The following is a 20,206-nucleotide window of genomic DNA, read 5'->3' on the forward strand; positions in this document are numbered from 1 at the left end:
GAGGTGCTGAATGGCGTGTCTGCAGATTGTTGGCTTTGCTCCATGGGGAGGCCTTTTGCGCTGATAAAGTCAGGCGGTCTTGTGTGGGTTGCCGCGATCTACAGCAAAGATCTTTTAGATAGGGTGAGCGCTCATAACCTCATGGTCAAAGTCATGAACACTCAGCTGTTGCGCTTTTCATATTCAAACGCCAGAAACAACAAAGCCCCTGCATTTCTGCAGGGGCTTCGTTTTGTATGGTGCCGGCACCAGGAGTCGAACCCGGGACCTACTGATTACAAGGAAGGTGCTTTAAACAATAAAAACAATGGCTTACGTGATTTGTTGTTACGTGCGACCACGCCAGAAACCTCGGGTTTCGCGGGTTTTGGCTCGCCTGTTACGGGGCAGATGATCACTTCAAAGATTCTCGGATATGAGGATCTGAATTTCCCGTGACCATTCGCCTAACCCCTCAATCTCCAAGTCAACACGGAATCGATACCAGCCACGGTCACCGACAGTGTCGATTTGCTCAATTGAAATAACCTTCCGAACGCAGCGAAGCGGTGTCGTCGGCGGCGTTATCCCGAGGCTGTCTACGTATGGAATTGCGGCCATCCTGATGGCCTCCAGCTTGATTAGCCTTGGAAGCCAGGGCGAGCCAAAGAAACCGACGGAATACTCACGAATTCGCGTGCCGTAGCTGGGAGCGAAATAGGACTCTCCACGGCTCATTGAAAGGCACGTTTTGACTTGTTGAGGGAGCGCCTCCAAGCCTCTTATACGAGCAAAACTTCCGTTGATGATTTGAAAATCATTGTCTTGACTGAGTGCCATCGTCATTGGCAGCTTATGTACATCAATCTTCGGAAAACTGGGCTTAACCTGAGTTGTGATCACACAGTCATTGCCCTTTTTCGACCATGATGGTGCGGCCAACAGCTCGCGGCCGTCTCCAAGTTCATTGACAAGCACGTATTTGTCATAAGGATCCGTGCTTTCGAACTGGTCGATGTATCTCAACAGTTCAGAAAGATCTCCTATAACAAAGTGTTCTACGCGATAGCTCCACTTGCTCTGTTCTGCAGCTACCAAATCTCCAACAAAGACTATCGAAGGGCCAATGGCTATGAAGTCGAACGCGTTTTGTCCGGGGTTCAAACCGGAAATTTCGAGGTTTATGCGCGACTCGTGTTCTGCCTTCATCGCGTGGAGTAGGTGTGCGGGATAGACAGAGGGATCAACATCGATGAGCCGAGCGTGAATTTTGCACATCCATATCCCGTTGCTGATGCTACTCCGCTGCTCTGAGGTCAGAGTGGGATCGTACCGCGCGCCTCCCGGCGCAGCAGCGGTGATATGGGCAGCCTCGCCAATGCTTATGGTTTTGTTGATAGCGGAATCGCTGGGGCCAATGGTTGTCTTGTCACAGTTTTTAAATGAACAACGGTAGGCAACGCGCAGTGCAAGAATGCTTTTTGTGGAAGGGCTGAACTCATCTCGCGCAGATTTAGCGCTGCGTCCTTTGCTCGGTTCGTCAGTTCTCATGCCTTGCTTCCCTACTTTGGCGCATTCGGCCGTGGCTTGTCAGCTTAGCTTTTACGCGGCTGCCTTCGTTATTTTTTGAAGGCAGCCGTCCTTCTAGGATCGTGCCGTCAGTCAGCAGAGGGTGAAACGACAGGGATACTGTGGTCGTACACGTCCATCATCTTCGCGTCACGGTGGCCACTCGCTTCCTGTTTGTCGGCCCTGGTGCCGGTCGTGTCAGTGATGCCGCGCCGTTTCAGATCGTGCAGCGCGAAGCGATCTTCCGGATCGATGTTTCCGTCTGCGATCGCCAAAGTGATGAAGCGTTGCCAAGCGGTGTCGAGGCTTGTTTTTCGAAGCGGGCCACCGTGGCTGGCCACGATGATAAAGCGCTTTGACGCCGCAATCGGGATAGGCGTTTTACGGCGTTCCCAAACCTTGGCGCGCAAAGCCTTCGCGCCTTCCCAAACGGTGCGCAGTCGCGGCGTCCATCGGACGATGTTGTCCCGACTGCCCTTGCGCCGATTGGTCAGAATCCCTTCCTGCAGCTCGTTCGCATCCGTGAGCGTCACGACCTCAATGCCGCGTAGTCGGCAAAGGTAGGCCAACTCCATCACGCTGGCCAGGTATTCGGGACAACCGCCAGGCTCGTTACGTGCCAGACGTCCACGCGCCGTTGCGCGATCGATGAGTACGTCCATAACGTTCAACCGTGGCAACCGGCGTTGTTTACGTTCTACCGGCGCTTCGATGCCCAGGGCTGGGTTCACTTCAAGGAAACCCCGATTACGTCCCCACTGCAGAACGCGGCGCAGATAACGCAGTGCGTGCGCCGCCTTTGAGGGCGTACCCTCGTCTGCGATCCGATCAACAATACGTTGCACCAGGGCGGCGGTGAATTTCTTCACTGCGAGATCGCCCAGCGGCTTGCCCAATTTGGTGGGAATGTTCAGCAGTACATCGCGGGAGTAGCAGTAATCGTCGTGGGTTTTGGGAGCGAGTTTTTTGTATCGGTCGCTTAGGTGGAACTGTTCGCACACGTAGCGCAGCGTTCCCCGATCGACGTTGGACGCCTCGTCCATGATTTGATGGAGTTCTGCCAGCGACACGGCAGCGGGCGCCACGTTTTGGCGGCGCTGCTTTCCTGTCTCGTCCCGATGAAGGGTGTACCAGACACCACTGTCGCGATGGTCGAAGTAAACGGCCGCCGGGAGGGCGGCCTGATCGATATGGGCAGGGATATGGGGGTTATGCTTACGTTTCCTCGCTCGCCTCATAATATGTCGGTGTCGTACCTTTCAGCGCTCGCCGACGTGACGCCGCCGGCGTGATTAATCAGGTCAAGCGTTGTCCACGGGCCAGTTCGGCCACGGAACAAGCGCACACCCTGGGCGATCAGCGAGCGCTCAACATCGGATCGACGCTGATAACCGGTGATGTGCTGCAGGTCTTGAAAGGTCAAAACACCTGTTGTTGCTTGGCTCACGGTACAACCCTCGAACCTGTGTATTCCCGCGCCTGATGACAGACCAGTGTAGAGGCGGGTTCTGCTGAAAGCGTAGTAGAAACTACTGGATTTGATTCTGGTGCTGCTTGCTCGCGGCGTTTAAACATAACGGCGTTCCTTTGCTTTTCTGATTGCAGCCTTTTCGGCCATTACAGCGGCCCATTCCTCAGTCTTTCGATGCTGGCGAATACGGCTGCACTTTTGATGTTTTCGGGTAGATCGGGCGTTGCCGCAGATGTCGCAGATGCTCGGTAAATCCAATCGCTTACTGGCCATCGCTGGCCGCTCCCGGATTGTTTTGCCATCGCTCATATGCTGACCCCCGATGACGCGTTGCTGGCCAGTAGCTGGGCCACAATGGCGGCTTCGGCCGCATCAATATCGCCCTGCTGCTTGGCGAAGGTGGCCAAGCACTCAAGGCGGATTCGCGCTTCGTCAGTCTTGGTAACCTGGTAGTCGAATATCGCTGTGCCGACTATCCGAATTGCCATTAGGTGCCGGGCTGATTGAGCGTCGTTACTGCCCTGTGTGTTAGCCTTCGGATCGCTGCTGCTCGGGTGCTGTGCTTGCATGGTTCTGCCCTCGGTAGTGGTTGGTGTCGGGGAGGTGCAACTCCTCGACACCCCTTCAATTCATGGCGTACGCCGACTGTTTCAGAACGGTACGTCGTTATTCATCAGGTAATCCGTGCTGTGTAGCCTGCTCAGTGCTGCAGAGCGTTGTCGTTCGGATAGGCCAACGAGGTCGCACAGCGCTTCGATTAATGCCGCGACCTGAGCGAAATTCCTTGCATACCGCCCATTCAAATCCTCGCGGAATTGCCTTTCATACTCGGCCATCTGTGCTGGCACCATTCCTTGTAGCGCCGTCAGAATCAGGTCTTCGTGATGTCGGAACACTCCGGCAAATGCACCTGCACGGTCAGCGCTTAACTCAATAAGCTGTGCCACCGATCGGAATTTCTTGTCTTGTTTGGATGGATGCAAAAACACTGTCTGCATTCTGCTTTTGACGGCCTCACTGCAGCGCAAAGGGGCATCAGCAACGATCAAAATCGCTCCCTTAAACTTAGTCAGTTCGCCACCTCGGCTGTGGTCTAAAAACTCCGCATTGGAGTCATAAAGCGGCTTCAGCTCGTCCGCCCAGTCGCCAGTTGCTTTCTCATGGATAGGCACCAGTGCGGTGACCTTGTTGCCGGCGTTGGTCATAAAGCGAGACCGGCCTGCTCGTGATGCGTGATCAGGAGCACACCCCTGAAAATGTTCCTCCCCACTCAGTTTCCACAGGTAGTCGAGCAGCAGGCCTTTGCCGCCACCTGGCTGGCCGGTTATTTGTAGAAACGGAAAGCTTCCTTGTTCTTTGCGAATGCGATCGGCGTGCAATGCACCAAGCCACCAGGCCATGGTCACAACACCGTCAGGCCCGAAGACGTTGTAAAAGTCACCAAAGCGAATCGCCGACTTCAGATTTATAGTCTCTACTTTCATTGGGTCACTCCTGAGTTGCGGGTTTAGGCGCTTTGGAAAATCCAGCAGCGCACGGTTTTCGGTTTGTCTGCAGCGTCCAACTCCCAGGCAGAGCAAACGGTTCGGTTTGTCTCCACGAACTTCGGGCACTTGCTGGTTTTCAGGTGGCGTTTCAGCTCGGTCATGTCCGGGACTTTCTGGCGTTTCTCCGCGGCTTCTTTGGCAAAGTCGTTGAGGTTCACCGCAATCAAGCTGTCATTGCGTGAGTGGTTGAGTCCGCCGGCAGCGCTGTTTAGGTATTCGTACAGTTCCCAAAACTCGACGACGACCGGGTGATCAGCATTGATGGCCAACTGGCGATCCTTGGCCATGTTCTGGATCTCCGCGTGTGTGGCTTCCAACTGATGCTTTTTCAGAGGAACGACGTGCACCAGTGCGTCTACGAGCGCGTGCAGCTGGGCATGATTCTTTGCGATCCGGACGGTGCGAATTTCAGGCAGGGCCAGCAGCGCCTGTTCGTAGGTCGGAACCTCCGCGCGGATGGTCTCCATCACGGAGGACTCCGACGTGGTTGCCTTGAGCAGAAACCCGCTCACGCGGTCGACGGGCATACGCTCAAGTTTTTCAACCAACAGCTTGGTTTGCGGGGTCTGCCCGTCCTTCGTCATGGCGATGTGCACCAGGCGCTGCAGGATCGGTTCAGAGGCGTTCACCGCGTGGTTCTGACCGATGACCACGGCGCCACGGAAGGGCGGTTCGCGGGTGTCGTTACCGTTGTTTTTTACACCGGTTGAGCGAACGCTGCGGCCGTTGTAGGCGGTCTTCAGTTCGTCCCAGTCGTATTGGCGGGTTTGGCTTCCATCTGATTTTTCGCGCTCAGATTCAATCAACACCACCGGCAGATTCCCGACCTGGGCAAAGTTTCGTGCCCGAGCAACTGGGGTGCCTTTAGTGGGGTCAAAACCTTCGTAGTCGAGGCGTCCGCACAACTTCCATAGGAATTCGATCAGGGTGGATTTACCGGCGCCTGGCTCACCGATAATTTCCATGAAGGGGTAACTCTTTTGATGCTGCCGGATCTGCTCGGCGAACAATGAGCCGAACCAGAAGGCGAGGGCGACCATCCCTTTGGCACCGAAGCATTGCCAAATGATGTCGAGCCATTCGGTGTCGAATTTCTCCAGGTCAGTGTTCAGGTTCAAGGTCACTGACTGGCTGAGCGTTTTAATGCTCAAGCGATCCATGTCGAAGAAGTCTTCTTCGTTCAGTTTGAAGATTTTACCGTCGCGTACCGCCACATCGCCGTACACGTATGCGCCGTGTTCGCGGGTGTAGCCCGTGAAGTCGATGGTTTGAACGGTCTTGAGAGCGTCGGTTTGTTCCTCAATGAACGCGTCCAATTGCTGCGTTGTACCGGTGAACATCCCACCGGGGGCAATGCCCAACAGACGCTTTTTGAACTCGGCCGATGAAGAGATCTGAGCGCTGGTGAAAGTGTTTTTAATCGGCGCAGCGTCGTGTGCAAACGTGATCCGGAAGTAATACCAGGACTCGTCTGTGAGCTTGTTTTCCTGGTAGTACAGGGCTTTCGGATTGCAGGTAGCGATGCGCTGCAGCGCGCCGCATTGCTGCATGGCTTTCGCCCGCATCTGTTTGTTGTTCAGCTGCTGATCGTCGTGATGCTCGCTGTCTTCCAGTTCCTGAATGGCCTTGTTGTACTTCTCCAGATCAAGCTTGAACCAATACAGGCGATTGCCGAACTCCAGATGAAATTCGCTTCGACGCTTCCAATCGAACATCACCAGGGCTTTTTCGGTAGCGTTCTCAGCGATCAGCAGCGCGCCGTGATGCCGAGCAATGGTGATGTCTTTTTCAATTTGGGTGTCGCGCTTCTCGCCTTCGTCCAGGAACTGCCAGCGCTGGTGTAAGTCGTTCCAATCGACCTTGCGTTTGTCCCGCTGAGGGATCTGCGCGGCCTCACAGGTAAAGCCCAATTCGCGGGCCATACGTACCCAACGTTTAGTGTAGGCGTGTGCACCTGGTTCGTTGTCCAACGCCCAAACCAGCTTCGGCAGATTGCCCGGGCGTGCTGTGACCAACGCCTGCAGCGAGTCAGCCGGGAAGGCGTTGGATGACATGGCGGACACGGCGGCAATGCAGTGGTGCACCAGGGCGATGGCGTCAAAGATGCCTTCCACGATCCACACTTCTTTCGCTTCGAGCAGATCCACACAGGGCGGGCACCACCACACCCCCCGGTAGCTTTCACCCGGAGCGAAACGCGCTTTCATCTTTCCGAAGCGTCCCGGCTTGTCGATCAAGCGTTCCCAGTAGCCGCCTTTCTCCAAGGCGAAACGCACTGTCGCGCTGCCTGCGTTGTGCTGAGAGGAGTAGTAGGTGTCTTGCGTGAACCAGCCAGCAATCAACTGGATGTCAAAGCCCCGGCCGAACTCCAGATAGGCGCGGGCTGTGGCCGTTGGTGCACTGTCCGTAGCGGGGGCTCGCTTGCTCCAGTCTTCGAAAAGATCGTCGTAGATCTCCTTGACGTGCATGGTGTGGCCGCACTTTTCAGGGCGACCGCAGATAACCAGCCACGGCTTGTCGTGACGTGAATACAGCTCTTTCTTCCTGCACTTGGGGCATTCACCACCGCGCATGTAGTCGGTGCCGGTACGGTGTTTTAGGCCGTAGTCATTCTCAAGGCGCTGCAGGACGTCGGAGCGGAGATCGTCTCTCATGGTTTTTTCACTGTTTTGAGGCTTTGAGTCAGGGCGCCGGCGAGGGCGCCGATCAGATGTTTTCGAGCGGCCATAATCGGATCGTTCGTGAGGATCGACCCGTGGCGCAGCCCTTCGGGGATCAGGCGGTAATGGTCGGAATACCAAAGGTCATTGAGGCTGAGACGGTACTGCTCGCGCAGGTTGGCCAAGAGCGCTTCGGCCTGCACCGGTGGCAGTTTTGCGTTGATGTTCAGGGCGTTTTCCATCGTCAAACCTCAATTTCGGGCGCAGCTCACCCAAACCCACGGGAATGGGGGATCGGGGATTTAGTGGTTAGGTGTTACGGAGTGGTGACGCGGAAACGCCCGTTGTCCGGTGCGTTGAGGATGCGTTCATAAATCAGGCTGACGGGAATGGCCCAAACCTCACCGGTGCCTGTGTCAGTGATAACGGTGTGTGTCGGTGTGCTGGTCATTACATCCAGTCGCTGCCGATCGCTTACAACAGACAAATCGCTGTAGGCCAGGTGAACAATTTTTTCAGCTGTCGGAGTGAGTACGTCGAAGTCCGCGACCAAATGCTGCACAGCTCGTTTGATCAGTTGCTGATCGTCGCTCAAATGTTCGCACCGGTGCCGTTCAAGAAACACCGACGCCGCAGATTTGAGCATGTCCTGATATTCCTGTACTGCAGGCAGATTGTTCATTGAGCTTTCCCTGCGCGGTAAAGAGCTATTGCGGCAAGCACTTCGGCGTGCCTTGCAGCAACGTGGAGGTTGTGAGCGTCCAGAATCTGTTCGGCTTCTTCTTCGCTGATTGAACCGTCCTCCAGCGCCTTGGCGATCGCCTGGTCGACGCAACCGCGTTTTGCCGCTACCTGTAGCGATCGAGCGTATAGCTCGACGTTGTCTAGCGTTTCAGGATCAGCCACTGGAACGAACAATCCGCCGTACATTGAGGCGACGTAGTTTGGGAAGTGGTGAGTTCCGCAGTCCTGCTCAAGCATGAAAACCTGAGAGTCACTGAGAGGACTGCATCCGGCGTTTTCGTAGGCATGATTGTCGAACTTCTTGAGCTTCAGCCCCAAGCGTGCAGCGGCGGCTTCGCGTCCGCCGGTATAGCTGCGGATGATCTCGCTCATAACTTCTTTGCGGGTGTCTAGGATCGGGCTTTTCATCTTCTACTTTTCCCTGTTGGCCCATGCCATTACTGTTCGATCACACCTTGTTTAATGCCTAGTAAAACGGCAGCTCGGTGTGCCTCCCCACGGCGACATTGGCTCTGTCCACTCAGCACCGCATAAACGGTGCTGGGACTCAGGTTGTGCAAAGCAGCAAAATCTTTCGCGGACTGACCGCGCTTCTCCAACGCTTCACGGGCTTTCTTGCGGGCTTGCTCGGTGATGCTTGTGTTCGGCATAGTGCAAATCTCTGCGTTTTCGTGTGATGACGAGCGCAGAATGTGGCAAAAAACTGCCAATGTAAATATGCGAGTGGAAAAATATTGACTCTCTCCGAAGAGATCGGCGCTAGGCTGCGGGAACTTCGCGCCGGTGCTGGCCTGACTCAAGATCAACTGGCTGAAAAACTTGGCGTGTCCAAACGTACCCAGGGCAACTACGAATCGGGCGCCAGCGATGCGCCTGCGTCCTACCTGAGTCTTGCTAACTCGCTGCTCGATTTTGACATTGCGTATATCGTTCATGGATCGCGTAAGACGTTGCCGAATGAGGCACTGACAGACGTCGAAGATTGCTTGGTAAAACAGTTCCGTAGCATTCCTGAAGACGACCAGAAAGCGATTCGACGCATCCTCGAAGCCATGGCCGACGACGCCGCCCGGCACCGGTCTTAAATCGCAACAAAGCCTTTCATCCATTGGGATAACTCCCATTCCAATGCCGTTTGCTACGCCCCATAAAGCCATTTCAGCAATGCACTTTATGGAGTAGTAAGCATGTTGGATCGCAAGATGAACGATCGCACCGCGTTCGAGAAAACCGAGTTCGATACGTCTGGACTCACAAATATCGAGCGCCGTTTGATCGATCTCTATCGACGGTTGAGCCAGGTGGAGCAGCAGCAAGTCCGCCGAGTTGCCGAGATACTGGCTGTGAACCCAAAAGAGCCAGTAGAGGGCTGAAGCTCATTCCTTGAGTGATCCCGATCGCCGACGCTTCTGCGTTGGCGATTTGCAGTTACGCCACCGCCTGCGATCCCAACTGCTCGAAAAGCTCCCGCTGCTTTGCCCTGGGCAACTCGCGAAACCGATCGATCAACATGCGTTCGAAGGTTTGCGAAGACGGACTGAGCGTGTGCGAGAACGTCAGGTTCGACACCCACGTATGCCCGCACCTTGCGTCCAGGCATTGGCAATACAGCTTCACGAACTCCGTTGTTACCTCTTCCCGTGAAGCAATTCGGCCCTTGTGGCCGCACTTGCATACAACTCTCATTGTGTCCCTCCCCAGGGGCAGCTGATCGCCACCATGTTGCCACAATTTGTAGTGGCATTCGCTTCGAAAGGTGCTTCATGCAGTGGTATCCACTGCATCTTTCACATGTTTCCAGCTAAAGCGCCTGTCTTCGCGTAACCGGTCGTTCAACTGATCGAACAGCTGGCAAATCGGTCGAATCTCGTTGCTGGTGTACACGCGATCGATCTTTTCAATGTCGCCAAACCCACCGGTGTTCTCCGGGATGATGCCGGCCAGCGCGGGGTTCATCCGCCAGGCCGCAATGACATCGTTTCGGGTGATGTTCTTCACTTTCTCCAGCTCGTCTTTCGCCTGGAAGTCACCCACGGGGATGATCTGAATTGCGTTCTCTTTGCCGTTGGGGATGTTGACGAACATTGAGCGGAAGTTGCCCACACCTTTACTGGCGCTGATTTGGGCGCGCAGCTCGTCTTCGTCCTCTTCGGTCAGGTCGGGATCGTTGGTGTAGAAGATGTAGCCGGCGTGCGCGCCGTTGCTGTAGTAGCGCCGGCGGAAGAGGGTCGCAGCCTCATTCAGCAGCAACGCCTGCAGGCCGCCCAGGTAGTCCGGAATCCCGTAAATGTTCTGTTCCACGTCGTAGTCCAAGACGTGGGAGATTTCGTGCGCCTCGAACTCCATTTCCTTGTTGTCGGGCAGCAGCATCACGAAACCGCCGTCGACCTTCACGCGCATGTTGATCGCTGGCAGGTGCTGCAGCTCCAGCACCTGGCCGAACGCGTTGGTGTCGTTGTAGAAGTACGCTTCGCCAAACACCATGTAGTCTAGCCCCGCACGGCCCATCGTCTCCGTGCTGCAGCCAGCTGAGGCGATGAACTCACGCAGCAGCAGGTTGCGCTTGAACTTCGGAATGGCGCCGTGGTGCGCGTTGGCGCGCAATAGCTTGGCCAGACCAGCCCGGGACACTGGCGGCTTGTAGATCTTGCCGTCGTCGCTGGGAAACACGCCCACGTATTCGCCGATGTTGCCCGACAGCACCTGTTCCGGCTCCCCGAACGTAAATGAGCGCATCGGCTGCTGCTGTGGTTGGGCTACGTGGTGCTTTCTGCGTTTGCGGTTGGCCATGGCTGCTCTGGTTACTCGTGACGTAGCGGCTACGACGCCGCTTGTTGGTGTTCAAAGGTTCGTTGGACAGGGCGTGCATCACCGCCCAGGCAATGTCGGCGTGACCGGTGGCTTCGGTACGGGATGCGCTGTAGGTGATCTGACCGCTGTTAGTGGCGCCGCGCTTGATGGTCAGGAAGGCCTGGGCGATATCCGTCCATCCGGCGTCCCACTCGATGCGACTGCCTTGAATCGTGTCCTGGGCTTTGAGCACCAGGGCGTTTTTCGCTTCCAGGCTGTAGTGAATCGGTGTCGCCTTGGCGTAGAAGTCGCGCACCAAGTCGAAAACGCCGTAACCCACGCCGGTTACATCGATGCCGATGTGCTGCACGTTGAAGCGCTCGGTCAGCTTCTTGACCTGCGCGGCCTGGTAGGTGAACGAATGGCCCCGCCAGCTGTGCTTCTCCAGGATCCGGAACTTCGCCCCGGGTTCGAGCGGCGGCGCGATGACCACACAGGTGGCGTCGTCGCGGGTGCGACTCGGGTCGTACCCCAGCCACACCGGGCTGTTGCCGAACGGGCGATCCAGATCCGGGTTGTAGTCCTCCCACAACGACAGATCCGAATAGCAGCGCTCCAGATCCTTGAGGCTGAATGCGCTTTGGGTGCTGTCGATGAACTTGCAGTAGAACAGCTGCTGAAACTTGTCCTCGTCGTACTCCAGCTGCAGCTGCTCCAGGTCGAACAAATCGCAGCCGCCGGCGATCGCATCGTCCAGGGTGATCGTTTTGCGCCATTGGCCGTCCGGACACAGCGCCCCCTGTGTGTAGGCCGTTTCGCTCGGCCACACCCCGCCGGCCTTCTTGCCGCGCTTGCTGTTGCGGAACTCTTCGCCCGACCAGAACGGATACGCCTGGTGCGACACGGCGCTGGGCGTCGAGAAATAGGTTTTGCGCCACTTCTTGTGGGTGCCCATGGCGCTGGCCACGGTGCTGAGTTTTTCGAAGTCGCGAATCCAGAAATATTCGTCCACGTAGACGTGGCCGTGGTAGCCCTGGGCGGTGCTGCTGTTGGTGCTGAGAAAGCGCAGCTCGGCGCCGTTGCTCAGGGTGATCGGGTTACCGGTCAGCTCAATATCAAACCATTGCTTGGCGAACTGGATGATGTAGCTGCGGAAGATCTCGGATTGCGATCGGCTGGCCGACAGGAACACCTGGTTATCACCGCTCAACACGGCGTCCATGAACGCTTCGCCGGCGAAGTAGTAGGTCAGGCCGACCTGACGGCTTTTGAGGATGTTTCGGACACGGCGGGTCAGCGGGTTCTGTTTCGCCTCGAACAGTTCTCTCTGGTAGCCGTACATTTTCGAGATGAACTTATCCAGGAAGTCCACTTCGGTCAGGCCGCTGATGTCGTTCTTTGCCTTCTTTTCGCGCTTCTTGCCGCCGCCTTCGCCACGCTCACGGCGTTGACCAGGCTGACGTTCGCGAGGCTCGTCCGGACGATCTGTTGCCGCCGCCGGCGCAGGTTTGGCCACGAGCTTTTTCAGTCGCTCAAGCAGGCTTGTCAGCCGCTCCAGTTCGTCCAGTTCGGCTTTCGTCAGCGGCTCGATCTTCTCCAGAATTAGGGTGATCCGTCGGTTGACGGCGCTCAACGGTTCTTCATCCGTAAGCATCTCGTCCCAGCCGCCTTGGCGAATCCAGTAGTAGACGATACGAATGTTTGGCAGCTTCAAATGCGCCTGGATTTCCTTCACCGAACAGCGGCGCAGGTAGAGGCGTTTTGCGACTTCTTTGACTTCGGTCGGGTAGTTCATGGGCCGCAGTCTATGCGGCGAAAACGCCGGAAACGCGGGGTTAAATCCCATCATTCGCCTATATCCGGAAAATAGGAGATCGCCGAAAACCAACCGTTTGTTTGGGGCAAATCGGCTCCCTATCGTGGCGGCTCATTCAGTGATTGAGCGCAGTTACCCACCATGCCCCGTTCCCTTATCTCCTACTGGAAACGTGTTGCCACCAGCGGCCCGACCGTCGATGGCCGCGAGATTCTGCCCCAGGAACTGCGCGACATCGCTGAGACCTACACCCCGGCCAAATACACCGCTGTGATCTGGTGTGACCACGAACGCTGGACAGGCTCGCACGGCACCGTATTTGCCGTGCGCCTGGTGGAAGAGGATGAGGATCTGGAACCGGGGCAAATTGCCCTGGAAGCGCAGCTGAAACCGAATGACCGCCTGCTGTACCTCAACGATCAGGGGCAGAAGCTGTTCAGCAGCATCGAAATCACGCCGAATTTTGCCGGCAGCGGCAAGGCCTATCTGACCGGGCTGGCGGTGACTGATTCGCCGGCCAGCCTCGGCACGCAAGAGCTGTATTTCTCCAACCGAACCAGCCGCGCCGCGTACTACGCCGCATCGCTGGAGTTGGGCCCGCTACCCGTGACTAAGACCAAATCTGAGACCGAGCCGCAGGGCGAGATCGGGCGCCTCGCCGCCATGTTCACCCGCCTGTTCAAGCGTTTCGGCATTGAAGAAACGTCCGCCGAAACCACCCCGCAAACCCCAACCGAGAGCAAACCCCCAATGGATGAAGCTACCGCAACGGCTTTGAAAGCCCTGCTGGCCCAGCTGCTGGTCGTCGCTGCCGGCATTCAGGCCGTGATCGAGCCTGCCGCCGAAGACGCACCAGAACCCGATCAAGCCCCGATCGATGACGTCAGCGCTGCAGTGGACGAGATCGTCACCACCGCCGAGGAAGAGCGCGAATTCAAGCGCAACGGCGGCGGTAACAAGGCAGTGCTGGCGGCGCTTGGCAACCTGCAAAAGCAGTTCTCCGCACTGCAGAACACCAGCACTGGTCGTCAGTTGCCGCGTACCACTGGCGCCACTGACAAAACCAAAGCGCGGGTACTCTGACCATGGCCCGTTCTCTGAGCGCCTACGGCGCCAAGATGTACGCCGAAATGCAGCTGGCGATCGCCGAGACCTACGGTGTCGAGCTGGCCAGCAAGATGTTCTCCGTTGAACCGTCGATCGCCCAGGAGCTGAACGACGCCATTACCGCCAAAGCGGACTTCCTGCAGCGCATCAACGTCATTCCGGTGACCGAGATCAAGGGCGAGAAGGTATTCATTGGCGTTTCCGGCCCGGTGACTGGCCGCACCAACACCAAGACCACCGATCGCGTGGCGAAAGACGCTTCGGCGCTGGATAACAGCACCTACGAGCTGTCGTCGACTGAGTCGGACGTGGGACTGCCTTACGCGAAGATCGATGCCTGGGCCAAGTTCCCGGACTTCCATCAACGCTACTCGGCTGCCGTGCAGAAACAGATCGCCCTGGATCGCATCATGGTCGGTTTCCATGGTGTGAAAGCGGCTGCACAGACCGACATCGAAGCCTATCCGATGCTGCAGGACGTGAACAAAGGCTGGCTGCAGCAGCTGCGTGAACAGGCGCCGCAACAGGTACTCAAGGAAGGCAAAACACCCGGCAAGGTCACCATGGGGCCGGGCGGTGATTACGAGAACCTGGACGGCCTGGTGCATGACACCAAGCAAATGGTGGACGAGCGTCTGCGCGACGGCGGCGACCTGGTGGCGATCATCGGCACCGACCTTCTGGCTGCTGACAAGGCGAAGCTGTACGCCAAACAGGGCGACACCCCGACCGAAAAAGAGCGCATCGAGGACGCCCAGGTGATCGCCACCTACGGTGGTCTGCCGAGCTTTAGCGTGCCGTTCTTCCCGGTCAACGGCGTGCTGGTCACCAGTTGGGACAACCTGTCGATTTACTTCCAGGACTCCAGCTGGCGCAAGCAAACCGTGGATAACCCGAAGCGTTCCCGCGTTGAGGACTACAACAGCCGCAACGAGGGTTACGTGATCGAGCAGCTGGAAAAGATCGCGCTGACCGAGAACGTGGAGCTGGTGAAGTGAGCCTGGCTCTCGCCCACAAGCGCCGCACCCTGGCTATGGGAACCGCTGCAGTGATCGCTGCTGCAGCGGCACCGCTGGCGTATTCGCCGGCGGAAGCCCTGAGCAGTCCGGCCAACGCGAAAAAGCACCTGTTGCTGATGGAAGCCTCGCTGGATGAAGACCTGAAGCGCTTGAGCGATTTAAAGAACTTGGCGAGCAAGCAAACGCTTAAGCGAACTGAGTTGCTGCCCAAGTACCAGGACTTCATCCAGCGCTACATGGATTCGGGCCTGGTGATGCCGAACCGTGTATTGGTGCAGGTAATGATCTGGCTGTTCGACACCGAGCAATTCGAAGACGGCCTGGAACTGGCGGACTTCGCGATCGAGCAGGGCCAGGAGATGCCGGAGCGCTTCAAGCGTGACGTGCAGACCTTTGTCGCGGATGCAGTGATCGACTGGGCCTACGCCGAATACAACGCCCAGCGCAGCCCGGAACCGTACCTGTCCGATCTGCTGCCGCGTGTTGACGGTGAGTGGAATCTGCCCGAGCAGATCCCGAGCAAGTACCACAAATTGATCGGCATGCGCGCCATGGAAGCCGAGCAGTGGGAAACCGCGCTCGAGCACCTGGAGCGCTCCACCGAGCTGTACGCGAAGGCCGGCAACGAGACGCGGATCAAGAAGTGCCGCATTGCTCTGGCTAAACAAACACCCGCCGTCACCGGCGCCCAATAACCGACTACCCCCCCAGCGGGGAACTGTGGACGTGTGTCTGCCATTTATGGACAGCCCCACGAAAAACAGTCTCCCCGCCCTAATTCGAGCGGTCAGCAATGAGCTTTTCCGGGAAACCCACCACCATCGTGGAACAGGCGATCGAGAACGACGGCTTCTGGCCGAACCTCTCCGTGGCCGAGTTTCAAAAGGGCTATCGCCTGCCGGCGGAGTTCCTGGGCGACCTGCTGACCGACGCTTTGTTTATCGCGATGGCCGAGGTCAATACCGACCTGGCCAAGCTCAAAACCAGCTGGCTTGCAGCGGGCATCGTTGCCGTGGAAACAGCCGATCCGATGCTGCTGCCTGAGCGTGCTTTCAAAGCCCGGCTGTACAAGCGCGCCGTGTATTGCCGCGCCAAGGCCAGCGCCCTGCAGCAGTTCGCCACCGTGACCCGCCGTGAGAGCGCCGAGAACACCGGCAAGGAAGCGCCGGAGCGTGAAGACACGTTTCTGGCATTCAGTCAGCAGGCTGTGCGCGCCTTGCAGGGCCGTGGCCGCATCACGGCGAAGTTGCTATGACCAAGCTTCAGGCACTGACTTCCTACCTACTCGAACGCCGCCTGGTCGAGCCTGAACAGCTCGACAGCTTCACCGAACAGGTAAAGCTCCATCTCGTTTGGAAGCCCGGCGTGGACGGCATGCACCTGGGCGATATGCACTATCGCGCAGCGATCATCCTGGAACGCTTCGCCGATCATCCGGCACGCCTGATGGCCCTGGTCGGCAGCTGGCTGGAAAACCACGACGCCGACCGCGACCGCCACGAACTGCCAGCGCCGGAATTCGCCGTAGAGCCCTTGGACAGCGATCTGTTCGACGTGGAAGTCACGCTGGAATTCGTCGAGCCGCAGTATCTCTCTGAAGATCCGGGCGGCGAGATCCAGGCCTTCGGCAAGACCTGGGCGTTCGTTCCATTTGATCTGTGGATCGCCGAGCGCGGCGAGGTGGCCACCAATGGCGGGGCGTAGCACGTTCGAACTCGACGTGCGCGGACGCTTGGGCGTGCGCGAGCAACTGGCGTTGCTGAGCCTGCCGCCGCAGTTGCGCCGGCGTTTGCTGAACCAGGTGACAAAGCGCGTGCGGACGATGAGCCGCAAGCGTCAGCGTGCCCAGCAGAACCTGGACGGTTCGGCGTTCGCCCCGCGTCAGGGCGACGGCAAAGGCAAAAAGAAGATGGAAGCCGGCCTAGCCAAGCTGATGGTGGTCACCAGGCTGACGGCTGATGAAGCGGAACTGGGCTGGAAAAACGCTCTGACCCGATGGGTCGCCGCCCAGCAGCACTATGGCGTCAGCGAGCGCCGCACCGCCGCGCAGATGCGCCGCTGGAACAAAACCCCGCCCGGCCTGGCCGCGACCGAGAAACAAGCCAAGCGCTTGCGTCGTTTGGGTTTCCGCGTGCGCCAGGCCGGCAAAAAGAGCCTGACCAGGCCGTCTGTGGCGTGGATTCAAGAACATGTGAATTACGCCAAGGCGGGTCTGTTGATCCGCATCCTGGACGACCAGCGCAGCGAGTCGTCGGGCGCGCAGAGCTGGGAAATCACTTTGCCGAAACGCCAGTTCATCGGCGCCGAATCCGAACGCGACACCGACCTGCTGATTACCCAGGTGTTGCAACAAATCCTAACTTCACCCCGCTAACGAGGCACTGCATGGCACTCGGTCAAGTCACCGTCGACAATCTCAACCTGGGCCAGGGGCCTGTGAGCGAGATTGAGCGTTATTTTCTTTTCATCGGCCCTGCCGGCAAGAACGTCGGCCAGATCCTGCCGCTGAACACGGACAGCGATCTGGACGCCGAACTGGGCGTTCCGGCCAGCGACCTGAAAACCCAAATCACTGCTGCCCGTCTCAACGGTGGCCAGCGCTGGGCGTGTGTCGCGGCTCCGATCGGTGCCGAGGGCAAATGGGACGAGGCGTTGGAAAAGGCCCAGCAGCAGGGCTATTCCGTGGAAGCTGCGGTGATTACCAAGCCGGTGACCGCTGCCGCCGAACTGTCTGCGATGCATGACGCGGCGATCGCCCTGAACAACACCTACGGGCGCCGCGTGTTCGTCATGGCGTCCGTGCCTGGCATCACCGCCGAACAGACCTGGGCACAGTACGTCAGCGAGCGCAAAGGGCTGCTGGCCAATCTGGCGGCGCCGCGTGTGCTGGTCGTGCCGCAACTGCACGGCAATGACCTGGGCGTGCTGGCCGGTCGTTTGGCCAACGCTTCTGTGAGCATCGCTGACAGCCCCATGCGTGTGGCCACCGGAGCCGTGCTGGGCCTCGGCCCTGTTCCGATCGACGGCGAAAAAGTCCCGCTGACCTCGGCTGTGCGCAGCGAACTGGATCGGGCGCGCTACTCGGTTTCGCAGACCTATCCCGATTACCCGGGCGTGTACTGGGGCGACGGCAACATGCTGGACACCGCCGGCAGTGACTTTCAGGTCGTGGAATACCTGCGCATCACTGACAAGGCCGCTCGCCAGATCCGCCCGCTGCTGATTCGCCGCGTGGCCGATCGCCGCCTGAACAACACCCCCAACAGCATGGCCGTCAACACCAACCAGTTGATGGCGCCACTGCGCGCCATGGCCAAGTCCACCACGTTCGCGGGCCAGGTGTTCCCTGGTGACATCGAGCCGCCGAAGGACGGCGACCTGGTGCTGACCTGGGAGACGAAAACCAAGGTCGCGGCCTACATCAAGCTGAAGCCCCACAACTGCCCGAAAGACCTGACCGCAAACATCGCGTTGGATCTTTCCACCGACAAACAGGAGTAACGCCCCATGGCGAAGATTGGCGGCAAGAACTTTGACGTGAGCCTGGGCGATATCGCGCTGCACGTCGAAAGCTGCACTTTGGATATCACCGACAACTCTGCAGTGGCCCAAACCCGGGGCGTGCCAGACGGCACCGTGGACGGTGACGTGGCCGCTGCCGGCGAATTCGAGCTGGATACCACCAACTTCAATCTGCTGATCGACGCGGCGCGCTCGGCGGGCAGCTTCCGTGGCCTCAAACCCTTCGATGCGGTGTTTTTCGCCAAGGCCGGCGAAGACGAGGAACTGCGGGTGGAAGCCTTCGGCTGCAAGGTAAAGCTGTCCAGCCTTCTGGCGATCGATCCGAAGGGCGGCGAGAAGTCCAAACACAAGGTTCCGTTCGACGTAACCAGCCCGGATTTCATCCACGTCAATGGCGTGCCGTACCTGGCAGCGACCGAGATCGAGGGGCTGCGCTGATGGTGGACTGGTTCGACCGTGCCCAGGATCTGGAGCAGCGCCAACGTGACCAGGCGATCAAAGCCCAGCTGAGCAAGCCTGTGCCGGTCGGGCCGAGCCTGACCCATTGCCAGGACTGCGACAAACCTATTCCGCCGGCGCGCCAGGCGCATGGCGGTATCACCCGGTGTGTCCCGTGCCAAACGGACGTTGAGAAGAGCAACCGCCGATGACCACTGAAACCGCACGTTTGGGAACGCTGGAGCGGCAAATCGCCGTGATCGAGCACCGCATGAACGAGTTTGAAGATCGTCACGACACCGTGCCCACTCGCGTGACCAAGCTTGAGCAGCAATTCGAAAACATGACTGGCCAGCTCAAGGAACTGAACAAGGGGCAGCAGGCGTTGACCCTTGCGGTCAACGTGATCGGCTCGAAGGTCGGGCGTTTGCTGACCATCCTGACACTGGTCGGCGCCGTGCTGCAGATGGTGGTGCCGGCAGTGCTGCGCGTGTGGTTCCCATGAGCCTGCGCGGACGTATCACCGCCGGTTTGATCGCGCTGGCCAGCGCCCCGTTGGTGATCTTCCTGGGCACCTGGGAAGGCAACGGCCAGAACACCGTTTACGCGGACAAACTCGCCAGCGGACTGCCCACGGTTTGCAAAGGCATCACCCGGTTTACCAGCCCGTACCCGGTCGTCGTCGGCGACTACTGGTCGCCCGCCAAGTGCGCAGAGGTGGAGCAGCTGGTGATCCGTAAAACGCAGCTGCAGCTGGCCGAGTGCATCACCAACCCGAACGTGCGCCAGAACACGTTCGACGCACTCACCAGTCATGGCCACAACTTCGGCGTGACCAGCACCTGCGCCAGTCGAGCGGTCGCGCTCATCAACGCCGGTCGCATCGCCGAGGGCTGCAAAGCCCTGGCATGGGCGCCGGACGGCAAGACGCCGGTATGGGCCTTTGTGACCGACGCCAAGGGCCAGAAGCGCTTTGTGCCGGGGCTGCACAACCGCCGGCTGGCCGAATCCCAGCTGTGTGCGGAGGGCTATTGATGCTGCGCGAAGCCTTGTTCCTGGTCGTGCTGTGCCTGGTTGCCTGGATCGGTTTTGACGTACTGGAACGCCAGCGCGACGAAGCCAGGCGCGAGCGCGACAGCGCGAAATGGGAGGCCAGCGGCCTGCGCGAAGCGGCACGCATCAGCGGCGAAATGCTCGCCGAGCGGGACGCGATCGACCAACGAAACACCAAGGAATTGACCGATGCACGCACTGAAAACGAACGCCTGCGCCGCGCTATTGGCGATGGCACTGGTCGGCTGTACGTCAGCGCCACCTGTCCCGCCACCGGATCTGTGTCCGCTACCGCCGGCGCCGCCCGCGTGGCTGATGCAGGACGCTCCGAACTCGCAGCAGACGCTCGACAGGATTATTTCACCCTCCGAGATCAACTCGCCCAAAGCCGGCAAATGATCGTCGGACTGCAGCAATACGCCATGGGCGTTTGCCGGCGATCGCCGGCGCCCCTGGCCAACCCTTCACCCAACCTCAACAAGTGAGTCATC

28 protein-coding genes are annotated in these 20,206 nt (G+C 58.5%); 14 read left to right on the top strand and 14 right to left on the bottom strand.

What is annotated here, in order from left to right:
• Window positions 1-399: 399 nt before the first annotated feature.
• From M0808_RS09070 to M0808_RS09120, 11 genes are all read right to left on the bottom strand, one after another.
• On the bottom strand, window positions 400-1,530 hold the full coding sequence (locus tag M0808_RS09070; RefSeq protein ID WP_247840801.1) for a hypothetical protein: 1,131 nt from the start codon (window positions 1,528-1,530) through the stop codon (window positions 400-402).
• 107 nt (window positions 1,531-1,637) lie between these two features.
• Window positions 1,638-2,786, bottom strand: a complete 1,149-nt coding sequence (locus tag M0808_RS09075) for an integrase (protein ID WP_247840802.1) — start codon at window positions 2,784-2,786, stop codon at window positions 1,638-1,640.
• Window positions 2,783-2,995: a hypothetical protein gene (locus M0808_RS09080; protein ID WP_080769328.1), complete on the bottom strand. Its 213-nt coding sequence runs from the start codon at window positions 2,993-2,995 to the stop codon at window positions 2,783-2,785. Before M0808_RS09080 ends, M0808_RS09075 begins: the two co-directional genes overlap by 4 nt.
• Window positions 2,996-3,115: 120 nt before the next feature.
• Window positions 3,116-3,328, bottom strand: a complete 213-nt coding sequence (locus tag M0808_RS09085) for a hypothetical protein (protein WP_121183145.1) — start codon at window positions 3,326-3,328, stop codon at window positions 3,116-3,118.
• Window positions 3,325-3,588 (bottom strand): hypothetical protein, encoded by a 264-nt coding sequence (locus M0808_RS09090; RefSeq protein ID WP_121183147.1) that lies wholly within the window; start codon window positions 3,586-3,588, stop codon window positions 3,325-3,327. The genes M0808_RS09085 and M0808_RS09090 overlap by 4 nt, the downstream gene beginning before the upstream one ends.
• Window positions 3,589-3,669: 81 nt before the next feature.
• A complete protein-coding gene (locus M0808_RS09095) occupies window positions 3,670-4,503 on the bottom strand; it encodes a hypothetical protein (RefSeq protein ID WP_247840803.1) in 834 nt (277 codons plus the stop codon).
• 23 nt (window positions 4,504-4,526) lie between these two features.
• Entirely contained in the window at window positions 4,527-7,220 is a 2,694-nt protein-coding gene (locus M0808_RS09100) for a toprim domain-containing protein (RefSeq protein WP_247840804.1), read from the bottom strand.
• Window positions 7,217-7,468, bottom strand: a complete 252-nt coding sequence (locus M0808_RS09105; RefSeq protein ID WP_247840805.1) for a hypothetical protein — start codon at window positions 7,466-7,468, stop codon at window positions 7,217-7,219. The genes M0808_RS09100 and M0808_RS09105 overlap by 4 nt, the downstream gene beginning before the upstream one ends.
• 74 nt (window positions 7,469-7,542) lie before the next feature.
• The gene (locus tag M0808_RS09110; RefSeq protein ID WP_247840806.1) at window positions 7,543-7,908 is read right to left on the bottom strand and encodes a hypothetical protein; all 366 of its coding nucleotides are present in this window, start codon (window positions 7,906-7,908) and stop codon (window positions 7,543-7,545) included.
• Window positions 7,905-8,378 (bottom strand): YmfL family putative regulatory protein, encoded by a 474-nt coding sequence (locus M0808_RS09115; protein ID WP_121183155.1) that lies wholly within the window; start codon window positions 8,376-8,378, stop codon window positions 7,905-7,907. Before M0808_RS09115 ends, M0808_RS09110 begins: the two co-directional genes overlap by 4 nt.
• 29 nt (window positions 8,379-8,407) lie before the next feature.
• Window positions 8,408-8,620, bottom strand: a complete 213-nt coding sequence (locus M0808_RS09120; protein ID WP_121183157.1) for a DNA-binding protein — start codon at window positions 8,618-8,620, stop codon at window positions 8,408-8,410.
• Between the two features lie 84 nt (window positions 8,621-8,704).
• Here M0808_RS09120 and M0808_RS09125 point away from each other — a divergent pair, with 84 nt between their 5' ends.
• Entirely contained in the window at window positions 8,705-9,055 is a 351-nt protein-coding gene (locus M0808_RS09125) for a helix-turn-helix transcriptional regulator (RefSeq protein ID WP_121183159.1), read from the top strand.
• A gap of 102 nt (window positions 9,056-9,157) precedes the next feature.
• On the top strand, window positions 9,158-9,343 hold the full coding sequence (locus M0808_RS09130) for a hypothetical protein (RefSeq protein WP_121183161.1): 186 nt from the start codon (window positions 9,158-9,160) through the stop codon (window positions 9,341-9,343).
• Between the two features lie 55 nt (window positions 9,344-9,398).
• On the opposite strand, the gene M0808_RS09135 is transcribed toward M0808_RS09130, so the two are convergent.
• From M0808_RS09135 to M0808_RS09145, 3 genes are all read right to left on the bottom strand, one after another.
• Window positions 9,399-9,656: an ogr/Delta-like zinc finger family protein gene (locus tag M0808_RS09135; RefSeq protein WP_047293252.1), complete on the bottom strand. Its 258-nt coding sequence runs from the start codon at window positions 9,654-9,656 to the stop codon at window positions 9,399-9,401.
• Window positions 9,657-9,731: 75 nt separating this feature from the next.
• Window positions 9,732-10,601: a phage portal protein gene (locus M0808_RS09140; protein WP_247840943.1), complete on the bottom strand. Its 870-nt coding sequence runs from the start codon at window positions 10,599-10,601 to the stop codon at window positions 9,732-9,734.
• Complete coding sequence (locus M0808_RS09145; protein ID WP_247840807.1) at window positions 10,513-12,555, bottom strand: terminase family protein; 2,043 nt, start codon at window positions 12,553-12,555, stop codon at window positions 10,513-10,515. Before M0808_RS09145 ends, M0808_RS09140 begins: the two co-directional genes overlap by 89 nt.
• 162 nt (window positions 12,556-12,717) lie before the next feature.
• Between M0808_RS09145 and M0808_RS09150 the strand changes: the two genes are divergently transcribed.
• The 12 genes from M0808_RS09150 to M0808_RS09205 all read left to right on the top strand — a co-directional run bounded on the left by M0808_RS09150 (window position 12,718) and on the right by M0808_RS09205 (window position 20,200).
• The gene (locus M0808_RS09150) at window positions 12,718-13,659 is read left to right on the top strand and encodes a GPO family capsid scaffolding protein (RefSeq protein WP_041074610.1); all 942 of its coding nucleotides are present in this window, start codon (window positions 12,718-12,720) and stop codon (window positions 13,657-13,659) included.
• Window positions 13,660-13,661: 2 nt separating this feature from the next.
• Window positions 13,662-14,681: a phage major capsid protein, P2 family gene (locus M0808_RS09155; protein ID WP_041074608.1), complete on the top strand. Its 1,020-nt coding sequence runs from the start codon at window positions 13,662-13,664 to the stop codon at window positions 14,679-14,681.
• Window positions 14,678-15,397 carry a phage terminase small subunit gene (gpM, locus tag M0808_RS09160; protein ID WP_247840808.1) on the top strand — a complete coding sequence of 240 codons (720 nt, stop codon included), beginning with the start codon at window positions 14,678-14,680 and terminating at the stop codon, window positions 15,395-15,397. The genes M0808_RS09155 and gpM overlap by 4 nt, the downstream gene beginning before the upstream one ends.
• 98 nt (window positions 15,398-15,495) lie before the next feature.
• Window positions 15,496-15,957 (top strand): head completion/stabilization protein, encoded by a 462-nt coding sequence (locus tag M0808_RS09165; RefSeq protein WP_247840809.1) that lies wholly within the window; start codon window positions 15,496-15,498, stop codon window positions 15,955-15,957.
• Window positions 15,954-16,406, top strand: a complete 453-nt coding sequence (locus tag M0808_RS09170; RefSeq protein ID WP_247840810.1) for a phage tail protein — start codon at window positions 15,954-15,956, stop codon at window positions 16,404-16,406. The genes M0808_RS09165 and M0808_RS09170 overlap by 4 nt, the downstream gene beginning before the upstream one ends.
• Entirely contained in the window at window positions 16,393-17,076 is a 684-nt protein-coding gene (locus M0808_RS09175) for a virion morphogenesis protein (protein ID WP_247840812.1), read from the top strand. The genes M0808_RS09170 and M0808_RS09175 overlap by 14 nt, the downstream gene beginning before the upstream one ends.
• An 11-nt stretch (window positions 17,077-17,087) precedes the next feature.
• On the top strand, window positions 17,088-18,203 hold the full coding sequence (locus M0808_RS09180) for a DUF2586 domain-containing protein (RefSeq protein ID WP_247840814.1): 1,116 nt from the start codon (window positions 17,088-17,090) through the stop codon (window positions 18,201-18,203).
• A gap of 6 nt (window positions 18,204-18,209) precedes the next feature.
• Window positions 18,210-18,662 carry a phage protein gene (locus tag M0808_RS09185; RefSeq protein ID WP_247840816.1) on the top strand — a complete coding sequence of 151 codons (453 nt, stop codon included), beginning with the start codon at window positions 18,210-18,212 and terminating at the stop codon, window positions 18,660-18,662.
• On the top strand, window positions 18,662-18,874 hold the full coding sequence (locus M0808_RS09190; RefSeq protein WP_047293138.1) for a TraR/DksA C4-type zinc finger protein: 213 nt from the start codon (window positions 18,662-18,664) through the stop codon (window positions 18,872-18,874). The genes M0808_RS09185 and M0808_RS09190 overlap by 1 nt, the downstream gene beginning before the upstream one ends.
• Window positions 18,871-19,167 (top strand): hypothetical protein, encoded by a 297-nt coding sequence (locus tag M0808_RS09195; protein ID WP_247840818.1) that lies wholly within the window; start codon window positions 18,871-18,873, stop codon window positions 19,165-19,167. Before M0808_RS09190 ends, M0808_RS09195 begins: the two co-directional genes overlap by 4 nt.
• Window positions 19,164-19,697 (top strand): lysozyme, encoded by a 534-nt coding sequence (locus tag M0808_RS09200; protein WP_247840945.1) that lies wholly within the window; start codon window positions 19,164-19,166, stop codon window positions 19,695-19,697. The genes M0808_RS09195 and M0808_RS09200 overlap by 4 nt, the downstream gene beginning before the upstream one ends.
• Entirely contained in the window at window positions 19,697-20,200 is a 504-nt protein-coding gene (locus M0808_RS09205) for a lysis system i-spanin subunit Rz (RefSeq protein ID WP_247840820.1), read from the top strand. Before M0808_RS09200 ends, M0808_RS09205 begins: the two co-directional genes overlap by 1 nt.
• Window positions 20,201-20,206 lie beyond the last annotated feature (6 nt).

Origin of the sequence: Pseudomonas sp. MWU12-3103b (assembly GCF_023100615.1) — a bacterium.
Lineage (GTDB): Bacteria > Pseudomonadota > Gammaproteobacteria > Pseudomonadales > Pseudomonadaceae > Aquipseudomonas > Aquipseudomonas putida_A.

Excerpts from the sequence above, each read along its gene's own strand:
- M0808_RS09070 (WP_247840801.1), bottom strand. The coding sequence starts at position 1,530 with ATGAGAACTGACGAACCGAGCAAAGGACGCAGCGCTAAATCTGCGCGA.
- M0808_RS09075 (WP_247840802.1), bottom strand. The coding sequence starts at position 2,786 with ATGAGGCGAGCGAGGAAACGTAAGCATAACCCCCATATCCCTGCCCAT.
- M0808_RS09085 (WP_121183145.1), bottom strand. The coding sequence starts at position 3,328 with ATGAGCGATGGCAAAACAATCCGGGAGCGGCCAGCGATGGCCAGTAAG.
- M0808_RS09090 (WP_121183147.1), bottom strand. The coding sequence starts at position 3,588 with ATGCAAGCACAGCACCCGAGCAGCAGCGATCCGAAGGCTAACACACAG.
- M0808_RS09095 (WP_247840803.1), bottom strand. The coding sequence starts at position 4,503 with ATGAAAGTAGAGACTATAAATCTGAAGTCGGCGATTCGCTTTGGTGAC.
- M0808_RS09100 (WP_247840804.1), bottom strand. The coding sequence starts at position 7,220 with ATGAGAGACGATCTCCGCTCCGACGTCCTGCAGCGCCTTGAGAATGAC.
- M0808_RS09105 (WP_247840805.1), bottom strand. The coding sequence starts at position 7,468 with ATGGAAAACGCCCTGAACATCAACGCAAAACTGCCACCGGTGCAGGCC.
- M0808_RS09110 (WP_247840806.1), bottom strand. The coding sequence starts at position 7,908 with ATGAACAATCTGCCTGCAGTACAGGAATATCAGGACATGCTCAAATCT.
- M0808_RS09115 (WP_121183155.1), bottom strand. The coding sequence starts at position 8,378 with ATGAAAAGCCCGATCCTAGACACCCGCAAAGAAGTTATGAGCGAGATC.
- M0808_RS09120 (WP_121183157.1), bottom strand. The coding sequence starts at position 8,620 with ATGCCGAACACAAGCATCACCGAGCAAGCCCGCAAGAAAGCCCGTGAA.
- M0808_RS09130 (WP_121183161.1), top strand. The coding sequence starts at position 9,158 with ATGTTGGATCGCAAGATGAACGATCGCACCGCGTTCGAGAAAACCGAG.
- M0808_RS09135 (WP_047293252.1), bottom strand. The coding sequence starts at position 9,656 with ATGAGAGTTGTATGCAAGTGCGGCCACAAGGGCCGAATTGCTTCACGG.
- M0808_RS09145 (WP_247840807.1), bottom strand. The coding sequence starts at position 12,555 with ATGAACTACCCGACCGAAGTCAAAGAAGTCGCAAAACGCCTCTACCTG.
- M0808_RS09150 (WP_041074610.1), top strand. The coding sequence starts at position 12,718 with ATGCCCCGTTCCCTTATCTCCTACTGGAAACGTGTTGCCACCAGCGGC.
- M0808_RS09155 (WP_041074608.1), top strand. The coding sequence starts at position 13,662 with ATGGCCCGTTCTCTGAGCGCCTACGGCGCCAAGATGTACGCCGAAATG.
- M0808_RS09165 (WP_247840809.1), top strand. The coding sequence starts at position 15,496 with ATGAGCTTTTCCGGGAAACCCACCACCATCGTGGAACAGGCGATCGAG.
- M0808_RS09170 (WP_247840810.1), top strand. The coding sequence starts at position 15,954 with ATGACCAAGCTTCAGGCACTGACTTCCTACCTACTCGAACGCCGCCTG.
- M0808_RS09175 (WP_247840812.1), top strand. The coding sequence starts at position 16,393 with ATGGCGGGGCGTAGCACGTTCGAACTCGACGTGCGCGGACGCTTGGGC.
- M0808_RS09180 (WP_247840814.1), top strand. The coding sequence starts at position 17,088 with ATGGCACTCGGTCAAGTCACCGTCGACAATCTCAACCTGGGCCAGGGG.
- M0808_RS09185 (WP_247840816.1), top strand. The coding sequence starts at position 18,210 with ATGGCGAAGATTGGCGGCAAGAACTTTGACGTGAGCCTGGGCGATATC.
- M0808_RS09190 (WP_047293138.1), top strand. The coding sequence starts at position 18,662 with ATGGTGGACTGGTTCGACCGTGCCCAGGATCTGGAGCAGCGCCAACGT.
- M0808_RS09195 (WP_247840818.1), top strand. The coding sequence starts at position 18,871 with ATGACCACTGAAACCGCACGTTTGGGAACGCTGGAGCGGCAAATCGCC.
- M0808_RS09200 (WP_247840945.1), top strand. The coding sequence starts at position 19,164 with ATGAGCCTGCGCGGACGTATCACCGCCGGTTTGATCGCGCTGGCCAGC.
- M0808_RS09205 (WP_247840820.1), top strand. The coding sequence starts at position 19,697 with ATGCTGCGCGAAGCCTTGTTCCTGGTCGTGCTGTGCCTGGTTGCCTGG.